The organism is Pseudomonas sp. HMSC065H01, assembly GCF_001815235.1.
Classification (GTDB): Bacteria; Pseudomonadota; Gammaproteobacteria; order Pseudomonadales; family Pseudomonadaceae; genus Pseudomonas; species Pseudomonas aeruginosa.
In genome coordinates this window covers 1-16,043 of sequence record NZ_KV819893.1, presented here as the reverse complement: position 1 = coordinate 16,043, position 16,043 = coordinate 1, and the positions used below count along the sequence as shown (strand labels likewise).

The window sequence follows — 16,043 nt, the reverse complement described above, 5'->3', positions numbered from 1 at the left end:
GTAAGGGCGGCCAGGAACCGGAGGACGATGAGTCGTTCTGATTTCATGGTGACGACGGCCTGCTGCATGGCTGCATGTGGCAGGTCTTCAACAGCTGAACTGGGACAGCGAGGGAGTGGGTTCAAAAGCAGCTGCGCTGGTAGACTTATCCACAGTTGCTGGTAACAAAATCAGCAATCCGCCCTGGGTCAAATTTCAATCGGCAGGGTGGGTCAATTTTCCATCAGCGCCAACACACTAAGCAACCATCAGAAAATTTTGACTGTACGCCAAAAAATTCGCATCTACCAGCATCTAAACAGGCGTTGTTGATTATCATAAAACACTGACACTGTATTATATAATCGTGCTTTTGTGTTATTTTTTTAATATTTACTGATTACGTACTTGCTTAACCACTCAGTTGCGCTAGAATTAATAGACGCGAAATTTAAATCTCTAATTTTCCAACACTTAGTAAAACCTCGTTTGCCATCCCACTACCATTGTAGGAGCAAATCAGGAGACATAAAAAATTAGCGGTAGCGTGCCTGGCCCTCTAGATAAGTATTGGAGACTGTAATGAAGTTTGAAAAGTCACAGACAGCAATCGACCACCTGACTCCCGAGCAACACCGAATTACCCAGGAGGCGGGCACCGAAAGGCCCTTCACGGGCGAGTACAACGACAACAAGGAGCCTGGCATCTACGTCGACATAGTGTCGGGAGAGCCACTGTTCGCTTCGACGGACAAGTTCGATTCGGGTACTGGCTGGCCCAGCTTCACCAAGCCGATCGTTTCGGCAAACGTGAACGAGGTGCGGGACAGCGCACACGGCATGGTCCGGACGGAGGTCAGGTCAGTACACGCAGACAGTCATCTCGGCCATGTGTTCCCCGATGGTCCTTCCGACCGCGGCGGTCTGCGGTACTGCATCAACTCAGCGTCCCTTCGCTTCATCCCGCGCGACGAGATGGAGTCCGAGGGATACGGTGAATATCTCGATCAAGTAGAGGAGGCTTAACATGCATCAGCGCGCTGTTCTCGCAGGAGGATGTTTCTGGGGCATGCAGGATCTGATCCGCAAGCGGCCCGGCATCATCTCGACCCGTGTGGGTTACACGGGCGGCGATATTCCGAACGCCACGTATCGTAATCACGGCACGCATGCCGAGGGGATCGAGATTGTCTTCGACCCGACAGTGACGAGCTACCGGAACATCCTGGAATTCTTCTTCCAGATCCACGATCCGACGACGCTGAACCGCCAGGGCAATGATCGTGGGCTCTCCTACCGGTCGGGCATCTATTATGTCGACGAGGAGCAGAAGCGCGTCGCCGAGGATACGATCGCCGATGTGGATGCCTCGGGGCTGTGGGATGGCAAAGTGGTGACCGAGGTCCAGCCGGTCGGCGAGTTCTGGGAGGCCGAGCCCGATCACCAGGATTATCTGGAGAAGCGCCCGGGCGGCTACACCTGCCACTTCGTCCGTCCCGGCTGGGTGCTTCCGAAGCGCCAAAAGGTTGACGACGTACAGCCAGCGGCCGGGACCGCGGCGGAATAGGCTTCACTGCCGTTGCCACTGCGCCGATCCGGTCCGCAATCTTCGTGACCGCGTCGTTCAGCGACGCGGTCATCGAACCCTACTTCAGAGTGACGGCTCGTTCCAGTCAGTCGCCATCGCAACACCAGGATCGCAGATTTATGCCAGACCTCTCGTCCTTTCCGATCACGCAGCGCTGGCCGGCATCTCATCCCGATCGCCTGCAACTCTACGCAGCCCCTACGCCCAATGGCGTCAAGGTCTCGATCATGCTTGAGGAGACTGGCCTGGCGTACGAGCCCCACCTGATCGACATCTCGAACAACGAGTCGAAGGATCCGGCGTTCGTGTCGCTGAACCCGAACGGACGCATACCGGCGATCATCGATCCGGCTGGCCCTGACGGTAGACCCATCGCCTTATGGGAATCCGGTGCGATCCTCCTCTATCTGGCCGACAAGACGGGTCAGTTCATCTCCACCGAACCAGGCCAGCGTTACGAGACCCTAGCGTGGGTGTTCTTTCAGATGTCGGCCATCGGGCCGATGTTCGGTCAGCTCGGCTTCTTCCTGCGATTTGGCGGCAAGGACTATGAGGACAAGCGGCCGCAACAGCGCTTTATCGACGAATCCACGCGTCTGCTGGGGATTCTGGATCGCCGGCTGGAAGGCCGCGACTGGATCGTCGACGACTATTCGATCGCGGACATCGCGACGCTCGGCTGGGTGAATGCGCTGGTGGAATTCTACGCTGCGGGTGACATCCTTGGCCTCAGCAGCTTTTCGAACGTCCGCGCATGGCTTGGACGCGGGCTGGCTCGACCGGCCGTCCAGCGTGGCCTCCACATTCCCGCGAGGCCAGCATGAGCATCATCGCCGCCTATTATTACAACGAAGGCAAGCGAGTTCGCGAAATCGCGCTCGATGAGCACGTCAAGTTGGGCGAGAGTCGCTCGGGCTTCTGCTGGATCGCGCTTAGCGAACCCACCCCCGAGGAACTACTCGCGATCCAAAGGACATATAATCTTCATCCGTTGGCGATCGACAACGCGATGCACCCGCTGTGCCCGCCCAAGCTCGAGGTCTACAACGATGAGTTGTACGTCGTCGCGCAGACCGCCGAGCTGGTCGGCGACCGGATCAGCTACGGCAAGATGGCGATCTTCACCGGTCACAATCACCTTATCACCGTGCGGCACGGCAATGCCGGAGCGCTGGGCAAACTTCGGGAGCAACTCGAGGCATCGCCGACGCAGTTCGGCAAGGGTGTCGACTATGTGCTGCACGCGATCTTGCATCGCGTGGTCGACCAGTATCTGCCCATCTTCGAAATGATCGAGGACGACGTCCTGGCGATGGAGCGACGGTCGCTGCACGATTTCCTCGGGCCAGAAGAGGTGGCGCGAATCTTCGAACTAAGGTCCGAACTCACGCGGTTCCAGCGCACGCTCGGGGCTATGGCCGAGCTGGTGCGAAAGCTCGTTCGCGGCCACTTTCCCTGCATCAGCGCCGAAATGACACCATATTTCCACGACGTCGCGGACCATGTCCACCGCGTGCAGTCCATGGTCGACGGCCTCCTGCTTGTCCTGTCCACGGTCTTTGAGGCCAGCAGCCTTCTTGAAGCGCAAAGGACGGGGGTGATCACCCGCCAGCTGGCGGCTTGGGCGGCAATACTGGCAGTCCCGACGGCGATCGCTGGAATATACGGCATGAACTTTAAGCACATGCCGGAGCTGGACACGGCCTACGGATACTTTGTCGTGCTCGGAGTGATAGCGATATCGTGCGTTTTCCTATTTGTGCGCTTCAAGAAGGCTAAGTGGCTGTGAATACTGCCCATCGTTTTCTTCGCCGTCATCTGACGGTTACAGCGGGCCTTATACGGAAGCTTGTCCAATCCAACTCAAGATGAAGGTGCGTCCATGACATAGCAGCTGACCGACGCTCTACAAGCAGTTCAGTCCTTCATCGCCAAGGGCTAAGACCGCGAATAGCGCGTCAAGGACAGCAATCTCGTCGATCTCGAGCCAGGATCAACCATCGGTCCGTGCGGCATCTGCGTCGACGCGGCGTTTCGCCTCGGAAGCGGTGATGATGGCGATAACGCCTCCACCCTCTACGCGATCACCGATCCGGCGACCGAGCATAAGGGCCTGTTGATCGACGTGTTCGATGAAATCTGCTACCGCGACCCAGTTCAAGAGTCGGGACCTCAATGTAGAAGAAGTTGACTAACGAGCATTCGCGTCATCCGATCAAGCAAGCTGGAGACATTTATGAAAGCCATTGGTTACAAGGTTCCGGGACCCATCGCCGCGGATGCCGCGCTGGTCGACATCAATCTGCCTCGGCCTGTCGCTGCAGGATACGATATCCTGGTTGAGGTGAAGGCCGTCTCGGTCAACCCGGTCGACTACAAGGTCCGCAACAGCACGCCGCCGGCAGATGGCGATTGGAAGGTGCTGGGATGGGATGCCGCCGGGATTGTGCGCGAGGTCGGCCCCGACGTCACGCAGTTCGAGTTAGGCGACGAGGTCTATTATGCCGGATCGATCACACGGCCCGGTACCAATGCGGAGTTCCATCTCGTCGACGCCCGGATTGTCGGTCACAAACCTGCGTCGCTCTCCTGGGCGGAAGCGGCGGCGCTGCCGCTGACGACGTTGACGGCCTGGGAGGCGATGTTCGACCGCCTGGACGTGGCGAAGCCCGTACCCGGTGCGGCGGAGGCGATCCTCATCATCGGTGGCGCGGGCGGGGTTGGGTCGATCGCCGTCCAGATCGCGCGACAGCGCACGGACCTCACCGTCATCGCCACAGCCTCTCGACCGGAAACCCAAGAGTGGGTAAGAGGGCTTGGAGCTCACCACGTCATCGACCATTCTCGTCCGCTCGCGCCACAGATCGCCGAACTCGGCATCGGTGCTCCCGCTTTCGTCTTTTCGACCACACATACCGAGCAACATGTCGCCGACATCGCCGAACTGATCGCCCCACAAGGACGGTTCGGACTGATCGACGATCCCAAGGCATTCGATATCATGGTTTTCAAGCGCAAGGCGGTGTCGATCCACCACGAGCTGATGTTCACGCGGTCGATCTACGGCACGCCCGACATGAATGAGCAGGGCGAGATTCTGGATGCGATGGCAGCGCTGGTTGACGACGGCAAAATCCGCACGACGCTGACCCGGCGACTGTCGCCGATCAATGCCGCCAATCTGAAGACGGTGCATGCACTGATCGAAAGTGGCGCGGCTAAAGGCAAGATCGTCCTCGAAGGCTTCTAACGACCGCGATCGCCAAACATCTTGTCCAACCTCAAAAAGCCGAACGGGTTATGCCCCAGCGATGAGAATCCCATGACCAAATCTATTGCCACCGCCTCGATCAACCGCGAAACCGCAGTCGCCCTCATCGACGCGGCGCTCGCTGCGGCCCGTGCCATCGGCATCCCGGCTGCCGTCGCCGTCGTCGACGCCACCGGTAACCTGCGCGCGTTCGAGCGCACCGACGATGCGCCGTTCCTTACCGTCGATGTTGCCATCGACAAGGCCTGGAGTTCCGCCTCGTTTGGGTTCCCGACCCATGTCTGGAACGACTATGTGACCAACGATCCAAAAGTGGCGCCGCTAGCCTATCGCCCTCGGATGGTCGCTGTCGGCGGCGGTTATCCGATTCTGGAGGATGGGAAGTTGATCGGCGGCATAGGCATCTCCGGAGGCAACTATCAGCAGGATCAGGATGCGTGCGTCGAGGCACTCATGAAAATCGGGTTCCAGTTGCCAGCCTGACGACTGTGAGGCCATCACCGGTGGTAATGGCCAACAGATCCAACCTTTGAGAGGCCTAATGATGGAAGCGTTCGTCGTCTTTACGCGGGAAGAAACCAGCGACCCACATGCACTCGCAACCTATTCTGCAGGCGTCGGACCATCGTTCGATGGTCACGACGTTACCTTTCTCGCCGCTTATGGCGCGATCCAGCATTTGGAGGGGCCGCCCATCGAAGGGGCCGTAATCTTGCGTTTCCCGACGATGCAGGCCGCTCGCGACTGGTATGACAGTCCCGCCTACCAAACCATCGCTGCTCATCGCTTTGCCGGTTCCCGTTACCGCGCCTTTATCATTGAAGGGCGGCGGTGACATACCGACAGAAGCACTTCGGCGCTGACCACGAGGTATCGGCGTGTGAACTCGCATCTTGGGAATCTGTGGGGGGGACCAAGACAGCGGCGCTAGGGGCTCATATCGTCGATCGGATCAGAGAGTTGCTCGGCGAGAATGGGTTATCTATTGCCGAGCTGACGGAGCGGAGCCGCCCTCTCCCAACGGATTGATTCAATCGTTGACGCTCCTCCTATCCGGATCCGGGTTTTCGCACGCTGATCAACAGAGTTACAGCGCGCAACGCCTGTAGTGGGCATCAGGGGATGGGTGGCAATCAGGATGATTGCCCACCTTCCAACGATTAACCTTGCTCAAGTTGCTTCACTAGTCGCTCCGCGTCGAGATGGAAGTCCGAGAAAACAATGCTACCGCCAGCGTCGATAACCGTAAACCACGGAGTTCCTCGTGTGCGGTAGTCTTCCATGAAGGTTGGAAACGGCGAGCCGGTCGGTTGCTCGTCGTGACCGAAAACGATAGGAAGCTCATACTTGAGCTGGTTCACGCGCAACTTCTCGAAGGTATTCTCATGCGTTCCTTCGAAGACGGTCTGGATCACTGCGAACCCCACGTCTTTTGAGCTCAACGCTGCATGCAACTTTTGTAGCGTCGGAAACCCATGCAAATGGCAACCTTGGCACCAATGCTGGAAGGCAAACAAGATTTTCGGGCCGGGCCCGATATCTGACAGTTTGAACGGCGCGATACTTTCCCCATCTTTGCCAATCCATTTTTGCACCCGCAGCTCAGGCGCTTGTCGTTCGATCTCGTTCATCTGATCCTCCAACCCCGATACAGAAGCTTAGTGGATGATCGCGCGTCGCGACGGTGCGCGAACGTCCGACCTTATTTTCCCTATTTCCTGAAGCCAGAATAGATCAGATCGACATTTCGTCCTTAATATACTCAAGCTGCCGGCGAGCGCGAACTGGGCAACCATGCGCTGGTGAGCCTTGAGCTTTGCACGCTGCCCATCCGTTTGAGAGCGAACCTGCAACTTCCGCTCCGCATACCGCAGATCAGCGTACGCAGCCTTGGGGTTATCTACCCTATAGCCATTGGGTATTGGGAATCATGCTGGCCTGACGCTATGTTCGATACGCGATTTTTTACGATGATAGAGCATCTGTATCTGATTTTTAGTCGATTGGCTTATTCGGCGGATGTGCGGGCAAATGCTTTACGCAGAGTACTGAAATGAAGGCCGGCTTCGGTCTGCCGTATCGAGCAAGAGGGGTCACTATGGTCACCAGAGGTTTCACCGGTCGCGGTTCAGGCGACCAGTCCGATCGGATTCCGCCAGGTCAGCATCTGGTGGAGGATTTCCCTGTTCTGTCGGCCGGCCCTACGCCGAGGGTAGAGCCCTCCGACTGGAAATTCACAGTCAAAATTGGTCCGAAGCCCGTCAAAACGTGGAATTGGGGCGAATTCAACACTCTACCAAAGACCCAGGTGACAAAGGATATTCACTGCGTCACCTCTTGGTCCAAACTGGATACCGTTTGGGAGGGTGTACTCATTGAAGACATCCTTGCAGATGCAGAGCTTGATCGGCCTACCGATTTCGTCTTGGCGCACTGCTACGATAATTATTCGACAAACGTCCCTCTGACGGATCTGCTTTCCGGGAAAGCGATGGTCGCCCTCAGTTATGCGGGCAAGCCACTTTCCCGCGATCATGGGGGGCCGGCGCGTCTTCTAGTGCCGCACCTTTACTTCTGGAAATCCGCCAAATGGGTGAATGCGCTGCAATTCACGACGCGTGACGAGGCCGGCTTTTGGGAGCTGCACGGCTATCACATCTACGGCGATCCGTGGCGCGAACAACGATACACCCATGACTGAAAACGAAGCGCAAGTCCGTTCGTGGCAATCATGCGTGATCGACGACATCATCCAGCAAACACCGAGTATCAAGAGCTTCTTCCTTCGGTTGAGCAAGCCGTTCGCGCACACCGCAGGTCAGCACGTCGATATCCGGCTGACCGCGCCCGACGGCTACAGTGCAATGCGCAGCTACTCGATCGCGTCATCGGCAGTTTCGACCCCGATCGTCGAGATAGCTATCGAGCGCATGCCGGATGCCGAAGTTTCGCCGTTTTTTCACGACATCGCGGCGATTGGTGACGAAATCGAAGTTCGCGGTCCGCTCGGTGGCCATTTCCTTTGGCCTGAGCCTGCCATAGATCCGGTTCTGTTGATCGGGGGAGGCTCCGGCCTCGTGCCGTTGATGGCAATGATCCGGCAGCGCCGCGCATTGGCCCAAGCCGTTCCGACAGCGTTGCTCCTGTCCGCACGAACCGCCGAGGACGTTCTCTTCTCAGAAGAACTTCATTGCATCGAAATCAGCGATCCGGCGTTCGTCCTGGCGCTCGCGATTACGCGCGAGAAACCGGTTCGCGCATCGGACTTTGCGCGACGGATCGACGGCATGATGGTCCAAGAAATTCTAACCAGGCTTCAGGGAAAGCCGACGCAAGTGTTCGTCTGCGGGTCTAACGGATTCGTCAACATCGCAACCGATAGCGCGCTGCTGGCGGGCTTGGACGCCTCCATCATCAAGACGGAGCGCTACGGGGGCTAGCGGCGCGAGCTATCTCACGTCGCGCCGATCGTAGACGTGCGCCCTGGGAAGCTTTGGCGATCAACGTGAACCGTTTTGCCGAACACAGTCTTCGTACCCCCCGGCCTCTAGAACGCCTTCGCTCGCGATACCTGGCTCGACATCAAGCTCAATTTGAAAGTTCCTGCACTATCCGTCGTCCTGATATGCTCGACCAGCATGATGGGCGATTCGAGCGGGACCGCTTCCGTCCCAATCGAGGCTCGGTTACCTTAGAGCATCGGCTCGGCGCTACAGGAGGCGCGTGCGGCCTCTGCCTGGCGGTGAAAGCACTTTGGGCCATGTCGCCTGGATAGCGGCCAATCGTCAGCATCTGCTCCGATGTCGGCCAAGGTGCAGTCGCCATCTTTGAACGCCGCGAATTGGAGATCAACGCCATGACAGCGATCCGCGTGCAACTGCCGGAGATGCAATATGACAACTGATGTATTGCTGTACACCACGAATTGGTGCCCGTTCTGCCGCCGAGCGAAGGCGCTCCTCAAGGAAAAGGGCGTGCGATGGAAGGAGCTCGATATTGAGGCGGATCCGGCTCACCGGCAGGCCATGGCGGAAGCGTCGGGGCGAAGCTCCGTGCCGCAGATCTTCATCAATGGCACCCTTATCGGTGGCTCCGATGAGCTATTCGCGCTCGATGTCAGAGGCGAGCTCGACAAACTTCTCGGGCGCAACCCGCCTGCCACCTGAGGAGGTGCGGCTTGGGGCAGCCAGCCCGCGAGCCTTCGCCGGTTGATGAATACAAAAGGAGAGTCCGTTGGTCTCAGCCATCTGGAAAGACACTACTATCGCCACAAGCGACGAAACAGTCATCGTCGAGGGAAATCACTACTTCCCACCGTCAGGAGTCGACCTGAGCCTGCTTGAGATGAGCCCGCACACATCTGTCTGTCCGATCAAAGGCGCCGCGCGCTTCTTTCATGTTCGCGCGGGTGACGCGCTCAACGTGAACGCCGCTTGGACCTATCCCGCCCCCACTCCGGATGCCGAGGGTATCCGGGATTACATCGCTTTCTGGAAAGGCGTGGACGTTGCCTAGCAGACTGGACGGACGACTTCGCTGATAGCCATGCGGGCGCCGACATCTCAATTATCCTGCCCACCCCGGGCCTCGTCGGCTGCAGGAATCTGCCCGGCACCTTAGCGCGACCCGGCACTGGCGGTCTCGCACCCGCCGCGCCTCTGTTCTATCAATAAGGATGGATGACATGGAGCATTCCGAGTTCGATGCCGCTTTCGCGAAGCTTGCGGAGGGATACAGAGAAGGGACTTATGAAGGCCGGCGTTTCAGCTTGATCGTCCGGCGATCTGGGGACGGACGTCGCAACAGTCTGTTCGCCAGGGAGTTGGACGGGACTGACATTGTCAGCTTCAACCTCTTCCGCGTTACATCAGATAGGACATTGTTGAAGCCGTGCGAAATGTCCGCCGAAAAGGTCGTAGCGTTCGTGCTGGAGTTCCGACCGGACACCTGACGGGCAGAAGAAGATCCCGGCCAACCGGCGCGCCTGCGACGGCCGGCTATCTAAGGCTGCGCAAGCCTATAGCCGCAGCTCATTGCACTTCGTCTGGCGAGGAATTCAACATCGATACGTCGCCATCCGCGGGGATATCGGTACAGGCGCCCGTGTAAGCCAGATTGAGAAATCCTAAGCGATGACTAACACCAATGACGCCACCCTTCCGACACATTCTATTCTTGAGGAATGCACAGCGATGGCTGTCGTCAACGCTCTGAAGATTATTCTGAAGAACAGCTACGCGATCTACCTTAAGACAAAAAATGCCACTCGGGCGCATCCCGCCCCTACTTCAGGGACTTTCACTTGCTTCTCGCTCTGTCACTCACAGCATCGGCACGCCCATGACGCATGGTATCCAGGCCTCATAATTTTCCCATATAACCTTCTTGTCTTTTGCGCACCCAGAAAGACTCGAGGCTTTAACTGGACAGATGAGCCCTCGAGGGTAGTGTTCACCTGATTGGCTTTCTCATATCTGATGTTGATTCGCACAGTGTGCCAACCAGGTGATAGTTTCAAAAAACCTGCGCTTCAGAGCGAATTAGACGATCTTCGATAAGAGCGATCCGCCTCAAAATCCAAAACATCTAACATTGTCCTAGAGCCATATTTGTACCTAGTACTATGGCGCTCCCATTAACACATTTGATGATGCACAGAAAACTTAGCTCATGATAGCTTTCAGCTAACAGCTATTCGGAAGCCCGAAAGGATTCAACCGTTTAAGCGTGAACCGTCGATTATAAATACTTTCGTAAGTTAGCTTTAAAGAACGCTTTTAGTCCTTGTAAATACGCATTACGACTCCACAGCTACCAAATCCATACGGCGCCAGCAACCATTAAAACACCCGACACTACTAAAACAATAGTAGAGGCGCGATTGCTGCCTTTCAAAGTATGACCAACACCCACATCCATAACTAGGTGTCGAATTCCGGCTACGAGATGATAAATAAATGAAGAGTATACCAACCAGAAACTAACTTTGCCGAAAGGTGAAGAAAAAATCTCCTTGACTTCATTAAAACCCTTTTCTGACTCCAACGATTTGCTCAGCATATACAGTATCAGTCCCAGAAAAATAAAGAGCATAATTCCTGAAATCCGGTGCAGAATCGATGTAAGCGCCGTGAGAGGAAGCTGAATGGTTCGAATATCAAGATTAACCGGCCGCTTTTTATTCATTTTGACTCCAGTCAACAATTCTAGTGGGGGATTTCAGTTTTCGATCTCATTCATCATAGCAGCTGTAACTAAGGCTGGCGGCGACAATAATGGAGATATTCGGGGCTTACGTTGCATTTTGAGGTCGCAAGTGCATGTGCGTAAATTGAAGCAAATTGCAAGGTTATGCCCAATAGGTAGCTAGCTTATTAATTTAACAAAAGTGACGTGTGTCGTTCTGCAGGGCATGCTGTTCCCCCAATGTCATCAACTTTGGAAATTATCCATAAATATCATATAATTAGCGCTCAAATCAGTGCATGGGAGAAGCCCTTTTGACTACCTATACCGCATCGCTTGACACCGCCAGCCAAACCCTGGCTTGAAAATTGTACAAAAAATAACCAGCCCGCTCGATTGTCCCGCCTTCATCGCCGCCCACCGCCAGAATCCTCAAGACTTTACCCGCCGACGCCAGCTCACCTTCAAGAACCTCGTCCTGTTCCTGCTCAATCAGCCGCGCACGGCCCTGCAAACCGAACTCGATCAGTTCTATCGCGTACTCAATCAGGCGTCGACTGAGACGCAAATGGTCACTGCGCAGGCCTTCTGCAAAGCGCGCAAAAAGCTCAACCCCGAGGTATTTGAAAGTCTCAATCGCCTCCTGCAGCAACAAATTGACTGCTTCGGGCTGCGTCAGAAGTGGCGTGGGCTGAGGGTGCTCGCGGTGGATGGCTCGACCGTGCATTTACCCCTGGAGTCGACCATGGCGACCTTCTTTGGCAGTCACTCTGGCTTTCCCATGGCTCGCTTGTCCACACTCTACGAAGTCGCTGACGGTCAAACCTTGCATAGCCTGATCGTGCCCCTGACCGTCGGCGAGCGCGACTGTGCCCATCTGCACCTTGAGCACCTGCCGGCTGACAGCCTGACGCTGTTTGACCGTGGTTACCCTGGGCACTGGTTATTCGCGCTGTTCGCGCAGCAACAGCGGCACTTTCTGATGCGCCTGCCCTGTGGCTATAACGCCCAGGTCAAAGCGTTTCTACACTCTGGCCAAGTTGAAGACACACAGCTTTTCGTGGCCAACCATCCTGAAGCACGTCTGTTCTGCTCCGAGGCTGGCGTTGATCCTGCCAGCCAGATCGAGCTGAGACTGATCCGGGTCGAGTTGGCCAACGGCGAAAGCGAAGTATTGCTGACCTCGCTGCTGGATCGAGAAGCCTTTCCCGCTGAGGTGTTTGCCGAGCTTTACCACCGCCGCAGGGGCATCGAAACCGATTTCCGTCGCCTCAAACAAACCCTGACGCTGGACAACTTCAGCGGCCGCAGCGTGACCGCTGTAAAGCAGGACTTTCATGCCGCTCAACTGTTGAAGAACCTGGCGCTGTTGATGCAGCACCTGCTACAGCCGGTCATCGAACAGCGCCACAAAGGTCGCAAGCTGCGATGGAAAGTCAACTTCACCCAAGGCGTGTCACGGCTCAAAAATACCCTGGTCGAGCTGCTGGTGCGGCACTGTGCTCAGGGGCTGAGCAATGTGCTGGCCTTGATGGCTAAAAGCCTCAGTGCCGTACGCTCAGGCCGTAGCTTTGCGCGCCAACGCAAACGCGCAGCCAGCCGAGGTTGTGAGGGCTACAAACCGACGCGCTGAAGAAACACCACCGCCCAACCTCCGTGCAAAAAAGCTGGCCACAAGCGGTCGGCATAGGCTCGTCCGGAGAACGAGAAATCTCGCCTAGACAGCCGGAACAGACGATGATCACATCACCGCCAGCCCAGCTAGACCGCCTGATTGAGCGGCAGAGGCCTGGTCATCGCCCGACGGCCATGGCGGCTGGCTGCTTCGGGGGGCTTGCCTTGGGCAGGGCTGCAGCTTAGGTTGATGACATTGGCTGTTCCCCAACCCTGGAAAACCTATCCTCTTTAACACGTCAAAGTCGATTGATAGGCTTGCTGCAACAGCTATCTGCCCGGTTGAAGTCGAAGATCGATGTATCTGTAGGGTTTGGAAATAAATGCGGGCGCCCACCGCACTCACGGCTCAGTTACCATTCTTTGTGCATCGCGGCCGCGCGGCTAGTTGGTAGCTGTTCTAAGCCTAGTCAGTGCCGCCCTTCGCCCCAAGCCCCATAGTCAGATTTGAGAAATGACAGTAGGCGATGCCGCAACGCGCTTCATCGACCTATGTAAAACGACTCCTTTATCGAAATAGTGCACTCATCGCTCTCCACGGCGATCCCTTCATCGCGAATTGCACCGCCCAAGACGATCTGCACTGAAATCAATACTTTCTGATGCCTCTTGATTAGAGATGCCAGCCATAATAATCTCATCGCCAACGCATACGGCGTTCGGCAGCCAACACACTCTCACTCACTACTGGAAGCTCAGACATGAAAACCATAGGCATTGAAAACTCGAAGTCCAGCGTACAGGCCCACTTAACGCTTGGAACCAAAACTATGGGGCTAGGTATCTATGGCGCGTACTTGGCTCTCGCTATTATTTACTTCTGGTTCGGCGGCATGAAATTTACCCACTACGAGGCCGAGGGCCTGGTTCCACTGGTGAGCAACAGCCCGCTTTTGGGATGGGTGTATAGCATTTTTTCGGTCGACATGTTCTCCAGCCTGCTCGGCATACTAGAGATTTCGATCGGCACTCTGATCGCAGGCCGCATGCTGTCGCCCAAACTATCCGTGGTAGGAGGCGCTCTGTCTGCAGGCCTGTTCTTCACAACCCTTAGCTTTATGTTTTCCACTCCGGGCGTCATTGAGCCTAGTTTAGGGTTTCCGGCGATTTCCGTTGCGCCAGGTCAGTTTCTGCTTAAAGACTTAGGGTTGCTTGCTGTTTCGATATTTGTGGCAGGCCATTCGCTGGTTGAACTGGAAAAACGTAAAATTAATGCATAATTTTTTCAATGGCTTAAGGCAGTAATGCCTTAGGCCTTTTTGCCATCATTTTCCCCCGCCAGATCTTTCAACCAGTCACGAGGGCTCAACCCCGTCTTGCGTCTAAATGCGCGAGACAGCGCCGAAGGACTTTCGTAGCCGACTTGAGCTGCAATCAGCGTAATCGAGCGCCCTTCTCGCATCAGCTTCTGAGCCAGGCTAACTCGCCAACTCAACAAATAATCAGCAGGCGTCTGTCCGATGACACTCTTGAAATGCACGGCATACGCAGCGCGTGACATATTTGACTCACTGGCCAGCTCTGCTATTGACCAGGCATGTTCCGGGGAGTTGTGCATCTGTAAAAGCGATCGGGCAAGCCGCATGTCGGCCAGTCCAGCCATCATTCCGGTGCGCAACTGGTGATGATCGAGCAGGTAACGGAGCAACAGAATGATTAGGAGCTCAAATAAGCGCTCAAGCGCGGCTTCCCTTCCACAATGCACATTTGCCGCCTCGGCAAACATCCACTCCAACGTGTCTGCCAGCATGGGCAGATCATCGAGTGCGAGCACCAAACAGTCCGGTAATGAAGCCGACAAAGGATTATCAATTCCGCCCTCAAACTCCATGGAAGCACACAACAACTTTGCGCCATCGGACTCACCCGCAAACAATTGATGCTTGGCGGGGCGTGGCATAAAAATCAAGCTAGGGCGAGTGAGCTGCAAATCCTTGCGATCGGGACCAAGCAACGTCACGCTGCCGGCCTGAAGCAGATGGATATAACCTCGCCGCTCGGCGCCATCGTAAGATGCAGAGCCGCATAGGTCGCCGTCATAGAACAGATTGGCCCGCACGCCGAACCGCGAGAGCAAATTAGACAAACGATCCATTGGCCGATCCTTGACGAGTCAGAACGCACAGACCATACCATCTGCGTTGTCGTTCAGTGCCTGTAGCGAACATGCCGGCGTAAATCAGCCAACGGATAAAGTGATCACTGAGCAGCTCAGCCTCCCTTTCCAGTTCGGCTGTTAAAAAAACAACACCGTTGTTTGAAAGCACCAGCAAATCAAGTGCTCACTCTTCTATTTTACAGTACCTGGCAACAGCACTTTGCGGTGCAGTCGATCAGATATCCGGAAGGTTGATCGTAAGCTTCAGCCTAGCGCTCTTCGAATTTAATGTCGTCGAGCTTCGGCCCAACCATTCCCCCGACCTACTCTTCCCTCCCCTAGAGACCCTAGCAGTCACTTGAATCGCGGCTGTCTGCGATAAGGTGTTGCTGGTAACTATTGCATCAGCGCCTGAAAACTCCACCTCGGCCGGCAGACTTGAGACCTTAAGTCGTATGGTAGCGAGAGGTACCTTGGAGCCCGATAGCGTCTGTACGAAAACGAACACACTGTCATCCAAAGCGACCTTTTCGAAAATTTCCGGGGAAATGTCCACCCGTACCTTGAGCGGTGTTGGTGGCAAGCCAGCAACATGGTTAATCTGTTGCCGCTGACCGAAAACTGACCCAGTAGAGGCTGTTCTGCCGACTGAAAACTGACCCAGGTGTTCAACTGCTTCTGCTCAATTTTTGAGCAGGAGAACACAGGGTGATCAGTATGGAAATGATGGGCAAAATTCGCCGGATGTATTTCCGCGACAAGCTGTCGCTGCATGAGATAGCCAAGCGCACCGGGTTGGCGCGCAACACGATTCGCAAGTGGGTCAGAGCACCTGAGGCCAAGCCGCCGGTCTACCAACGCCGCGCGATCTTCAACAAACTCAGCCCTTTTCACACCACGCTGGAGCAGGCGCTAAAGGCCGATTCGCTGCGCCCCAAGCAACAGCGGCGCAGTGCCAAGGCGCTGTTGGCGCAAATCAAAGCCGATGGTTATGACGGTGGCTACAGCCAGCTCACCGCGTTTATCCGTGCCTGGCGAGGGGGACAGGGCAAGGCGTCGCAGGCCTTTGTGCCGCTGACCTTTGCTCTTGGCGAGGCGTTTCAGTTTGACTGGAGCGAGGAAGGCTTGCTGGTCGGCGGCATTTACCGGCGTATGCAGGTGGCACATCTGAAGCTGTGTGCCAGCCGTGCGTTCTGGCTTGTGGCGTATCCGAGCCAGGGCCATGAGATGTTATTTGACGCCCATAC

Annotated in this window: 18 protein-coding genes and 1 pseudogene; 15 read left to right on the top strand and 4 right to left on the bottom strand. The window is 55.9% G+C overall.

From position 1 onward, the window contains the following. The first annotated feature begins 561 nt into the window (after positions 1–561). The 4 genes from msrB to HMPREF3014_RS16005 all read left to right on the top strand — a co-directional run bounded on the left by msrB (position 562) and on the right by HMPREF3014_RS16005 (position 3,356). The gene (gene msrB / locus HMPREF3014_RS16020; protein WP_003464965.1) at positions 562–1,005 is read left to right on the top strand and encodes a peptide-methionine (R)-S-oxide reductase MsrB; all 444 of its coding nucleotides are present in this window, start codon (positions 562–564) and stop codon (positions 1,003–1,005) included. 1 nt (position 1,006) lies between these two features. Continuing rightward, entirely contained in the window at positions 1,007–1,546 is a 540-nt protein-coding gene (gene msrA / locus HMPREF3014_RS16015) for a peptide-methionine (S)-S-oxide reductase MsrA (protein WP_003464967.1), read from the top strand. Between the two features lie 140 nt (positions 1,547–1,686). Then, positions 1,687–2,391: a glutathione S-transferase N-terminal domain-containing protein gene (locus HMPREF3014_RS16010; protein ID WP_003464969.1), complete on the top strand. Its 705-nt coding sequence runs from the start codon at positions 1,687–1,689 to the stop codon at positions 2,389–2,391. After that, positions 2,388–3,356 (top strand): magnesium and cobalt transport protein CorA, encoded by a 969-nt coding sequence (locus HMPREF3014_RS16005; RefSeq protein ID WP_003464971.1) that lies wholly within the window; start codon positions 2,388–2,390, stop codon positions 3,354–3,356. Before HMPREF3014_RS16010 ends, HMPREF3014_RS16005 begins: the two co-directional genes overlap by 4 nt. Before the next feature lie 204 nt (positions 3,357–3,560). Here HMPREF3014_RS16005 and HMPREF3014_RS34800 read toward each other — a convergent pair whose 3' ends face one another. Then, entirely contained in the window at positions 3,561–3,728 is a 168-nt protein-coding gene (locus tag HMPREF3014_RS34800; RefSeq protein ID WP_016487060.1) for a hypothetical protein, read from the bottom strand. A 75-nt stretch (positions 3,729–3,803) separates the two neighbouring features. Here HMPREF3014_RS34800 and HMPREF3014_RS16000 point away from each other — a divergent pair, with 75 nt between their 5' ends. The 3 genes from HMPREF3014_RS16000 to HMPREF3014_RS15990 all read left to right on the top strand — a co-directional run bounded on the left by HMPREF3014_RS16000 (position 3,804) and on the right by HMPREF3014_RS15990 (position 5,673). Beyond that, positions 3,804–4,817: a zinc-binding alcohol dehydrogenase family protein gene (locus HMPREF3014_RS16000; protein WP_002118279.1), complete on the top strand. Its 1,014-nt coding sequence runs from the start codon at positions 3,804–3,806 to the stop codon at positions 4,815–4,817. A 72-nt stretch (positions 4,818–4,889) separates the two neighbouring features. Next, on the top strand, positions 4,890–5,321 hold the full coding sequence (locus HMPREF3014_RS15995) for a GlcG/HbpS family heme-binding protein (RefSeq protein ID WP_005006001.1): 432 nt from the start codon (positions 4,890–4,892) through the stop codon (positions 5,319–5,321). Between the two features lie 58 nt (positions 5,322–5,379). After that, on the top strand, positions 5,380–5,673 hold the full coding sequence (locus HMPREF3014_RS15990; protein WP_003464978.1) for a DUF1330 domain-containing protein: 294 nt from the start codon (positions 5,380–5,382) through the stop codon (positions 5,671–5,673). A 325-nt stretch (positions 5,674–5,998) separates the two neighbouring features. Here HMPREF3014_RS15990 and HMPREF3014_RS15985 read toward each other — a convergent pair whose 3' ends face one another. Further along, positions 5,999–6,469, bottom strand: a complete 471-nt coding sequence (locus HMPREF3014_RS15985) for a TlpA family protein disulfide reductase (protein WP_003464979.1) — start codon at positions 6,467–6,469, stop codon at positions 5,999–6,001. 467 nt (positions 6,470–6,936) lie between these two features. Between HMPREF3014_RS15985 and HMPREF3014_RS15980 the strand changes: the two genes are divergently transcribed. The 5 genes from HMPREF3014_RS15980 (at position 6,937) to HMPREF3014_RS15960 (ending at position 9,789) form a co-directional block, all read left to right on the top strand. Continuing rightward, positions 6,937–7,539 (top strand): sulfite oxidase-like oxidoreductase, encoded by a 603-nt coding sequence (locus tag HMPREF3014_RS15980; RefSeq protein WP_003464980.1) that lies wholly within the window; start codon positions 6,937–6,939, stop codon positions 7,537–7,539. Further along, positions 7,532–8,278 (top strand): ferredoxin reductase, encoded by a 747-nt coding sequence (locus HMPREF3014_RS15975; RefSeq protein ID WP_002118292.1) that lies wholly within the window; start codon positions 7,532–7,534, stop codon positions 8,276–8,278. The genes HMPREF3014_RS15980 and HMPREF3014_RS15975 overlap by 8 nt, the downstream gene beginning before the upstream one ends. A gap of 453 nt (positions 8,279–8,731) precedes the next feature. Continuing rightward, positions 8,732–9,004: a glutaredoxin 3 gene (grxC, locus tag HMPREF3014_RS15970; RefSeq protein WP_005005995.1), complete on the top strand. Its 273-nt coding sequence runs from the start codon at positions 8,732–8,734 to the stop codon at positions 9,002–9,004. A gap of 67 nt (positions 9,005–9,071) precedes the next feature. After that, on the top strand, positions 9,072–9,353 hold the full coding sequence (locus tag HMPREF3014_RS15965) for a DUF427 domain-containing protein (RefSeq protein ID WP_003464986.1): 282 nt from the start codon (positions 9,072–9,074) through the stop codon (positions 9,351–9,353). A 169-nt stretch (positions 9,354–9,522) separates the two neighbouring features. Continuing rightward, a complete protein-coding gene (locus HMPREF3014_RS15960) occupies positions 9,523–9,789 on the top strand; it encodes a hypothetical protein (protein WP_003464988.1) in 267 nt (88 codons plus the stop codon). A gap of 860 nt (positions 9,790–10,649) precedes the next feature. On the opposite strand, the gene sdhC is transcribed toward HMPREF3014_RS15960, so the two are convergent. Then, positions 10,650–11,024, bottom strand: coding sequence for a succinate dehydrogenase, cytochrome b556 subunit (gene sdhC / locus HMPREF3014_RS33600; protein WP_005005993.1), 375 nt, complete (start codon positions 11,022–11,024; stop codon positions 10,650–10,652). A gap of 361 nt (positions 11,025–11,385) precedes the next feature. Here sdhC and HMPREF3014_RS15950 point away from each other — a divergent pair, with 361 nt between their 5' ends. Next, positions 11,386–12,657 carry an IS4-like element ISPa1635 family transposase gene (locus HMPREF3014_RS15950; RefSeq protein ID WP_121136702.1) on the top strand — a complete coding sequence of 424 codons (1,272 nt, stop codon included), beginning with the start codon at positions 11,386–11,388 and terminating at the stop codon, positions 12,655–12,657. 742 nt (positions 12,658–13,399) lie between these two features. Further along, positions 13,400–13,918 carry a YkgB family protein gene (locus HMPREF3014_RS15945; RefSeq protein ID WP_003464991.1) on the top strand — a complete coding sequence of 173 codons (519 nt, stop codon included), beginning with the start codon at positions 13,400–13,402 and terminating at the stop codon, positions 13,916–13,918. Between the two features lie 29 nt (positions 13,919–13,947). On the opposite strand, the gene HMPREF3014_RS15940 is transcribed toward HMPREF3014_RS15945, so the two are convergent. Continuing rightward, the gene (locus HMPREF3014_RS15940; protein ID WP_003464995.1) at positions 13,948–14,793 is read right to left on the bottom strand and encodes an AraC family transcriptional regulator; all 846 of its coding nucleotides are present in this window, start codon (positions 14,791–14,793) and stop codon (positions 13,948–13,950) included. A 720-nt stretch (positions 14,794–15,513) separates the two neighbouring features. Between HMPREF3014_RS15940 and HMPREF3014_RS15935 the strand changes: the two are divergent. Continuing rightward, positions 15,514–16,043, top strand: a pseudogene (locus tag HMPREF3014_RS15935) (IS21 family transposase); the annotation flags it as partial.

What these genes read in the sequence shown, in the direction of transcription:
- msrB (WP_003464965.1), top strand. Translation starts at nt 562, where the DNA reads ATGAAGTTTGAAAAGTCACAGACAGCAATCGACCACCTGACTCCCGAG.
- HMPREF3014_RS15995 (WP_005006001.1), top strand. Translation starts at nt 4,890, where the DNA reads ATGACCAAATCTATTGCCACCGCCTCGATCAACCGCGAAACCGCAGTC.
- HMPREF3014_RS15980 (WP_003464980.1), top strand. Translation starts at nt 6,937, where the DNA reads ATGGTCACCAGAGGTTTCACCGGTCGCGGTTCAGGCGACCAGTCCGAT.
- HMPREF3014_RS15940 (WP_003464995.1), bottom strand. Translation starts at nt 14,793, where the DNA reads ATGGATCGTTTGTCTAATTTGCTCTCGCGGTTCGGCGTGCGGGCCAAT.
- HMPREF3014_RS16000 (WP_002118279.1), top strand. Translation starts at nt 3,804, where the DNA reads ATGAAAGCCATTGGTTACAAGGTTCCGGGACCCATCGCCGCGGATGCC.
- HMPREF3014_RS15990 (WP_003464978.1), top strand. Translation starts at nt 5,380, where the DNA reads ATGATGGAAGCGTTCGTCGTCTTTACGCGGGAAGAAACCAGCGACCCA.
- msrA (WP_003464967.1), top strand. Translation starts at nt 1,007, where the DNA reads ATGCATCAGCGCGCTGTTCTCGCAGGAGGATGTTTCTGGGGCATGCAG.
- HMPREF3014_RS16005 (WP_003464971.1), top strand. Translation starts at nt 2,388, where the DNA reads ATGAGCATCATCGCCGCCTATTATTACAACGAAGGCAAGCGAGTTCGC.
- HMPREF3014_RS15985 (WP_003464979.1), bottom strand. Translation starts at nt 6,469, where the DNA reads ATGAACGAGATCGAACGACAAGCGCCTGAGCTGCGGGTGCAAAAATGG.
- HMPREF3014_RS16010 (WP_003464969.1), top strand. Translation starts at nt 1,687, where the DNA reads ATGCCAGACCTCTCGTCCTTTCCGATCACGCAGCGCTGGCCGGCATCT.
- sdhC (WP_005005993.1), bottom strand. Translation starts at nt 11,024, where the DNA reads ATGAATAAAAAGCGGCCGGTTAATCTTGATATTCGAACCATTCAGCTT.
- HMPREF3014_RS15975 (WP_002118292.1), top strand. Translation starts at nt 7,532, where the DNA reads ATGACTGAAAACGAAGCGCAAGTCCGTTCGTGGCAATCATGCGTGATC.
- HMPREF3014_RS15960 (WP_003464988.1), top strand. Translation starts at nt 9,523, where the DNA reads ATGGAGCATTCCGAGTTCGATGCCGCTTTCGCGAAGCTTGCGGAGGGA.
- grxC (WP_005005995.1), top strand. Translation starts at nt 8,732, where the DNA reads ATGACAACTGATGTATTGCTGTACACCACGAATTGGTGCCCGTTCTGC.
- HMPREF3014_RS15945 (WP_003464991.1), top strand. Translation starts at nt 13,400, where the DNA reads ATGAAAACCATAGGCATTGAAAACTCGAAGTCCAGCGTACAGGCCCAC.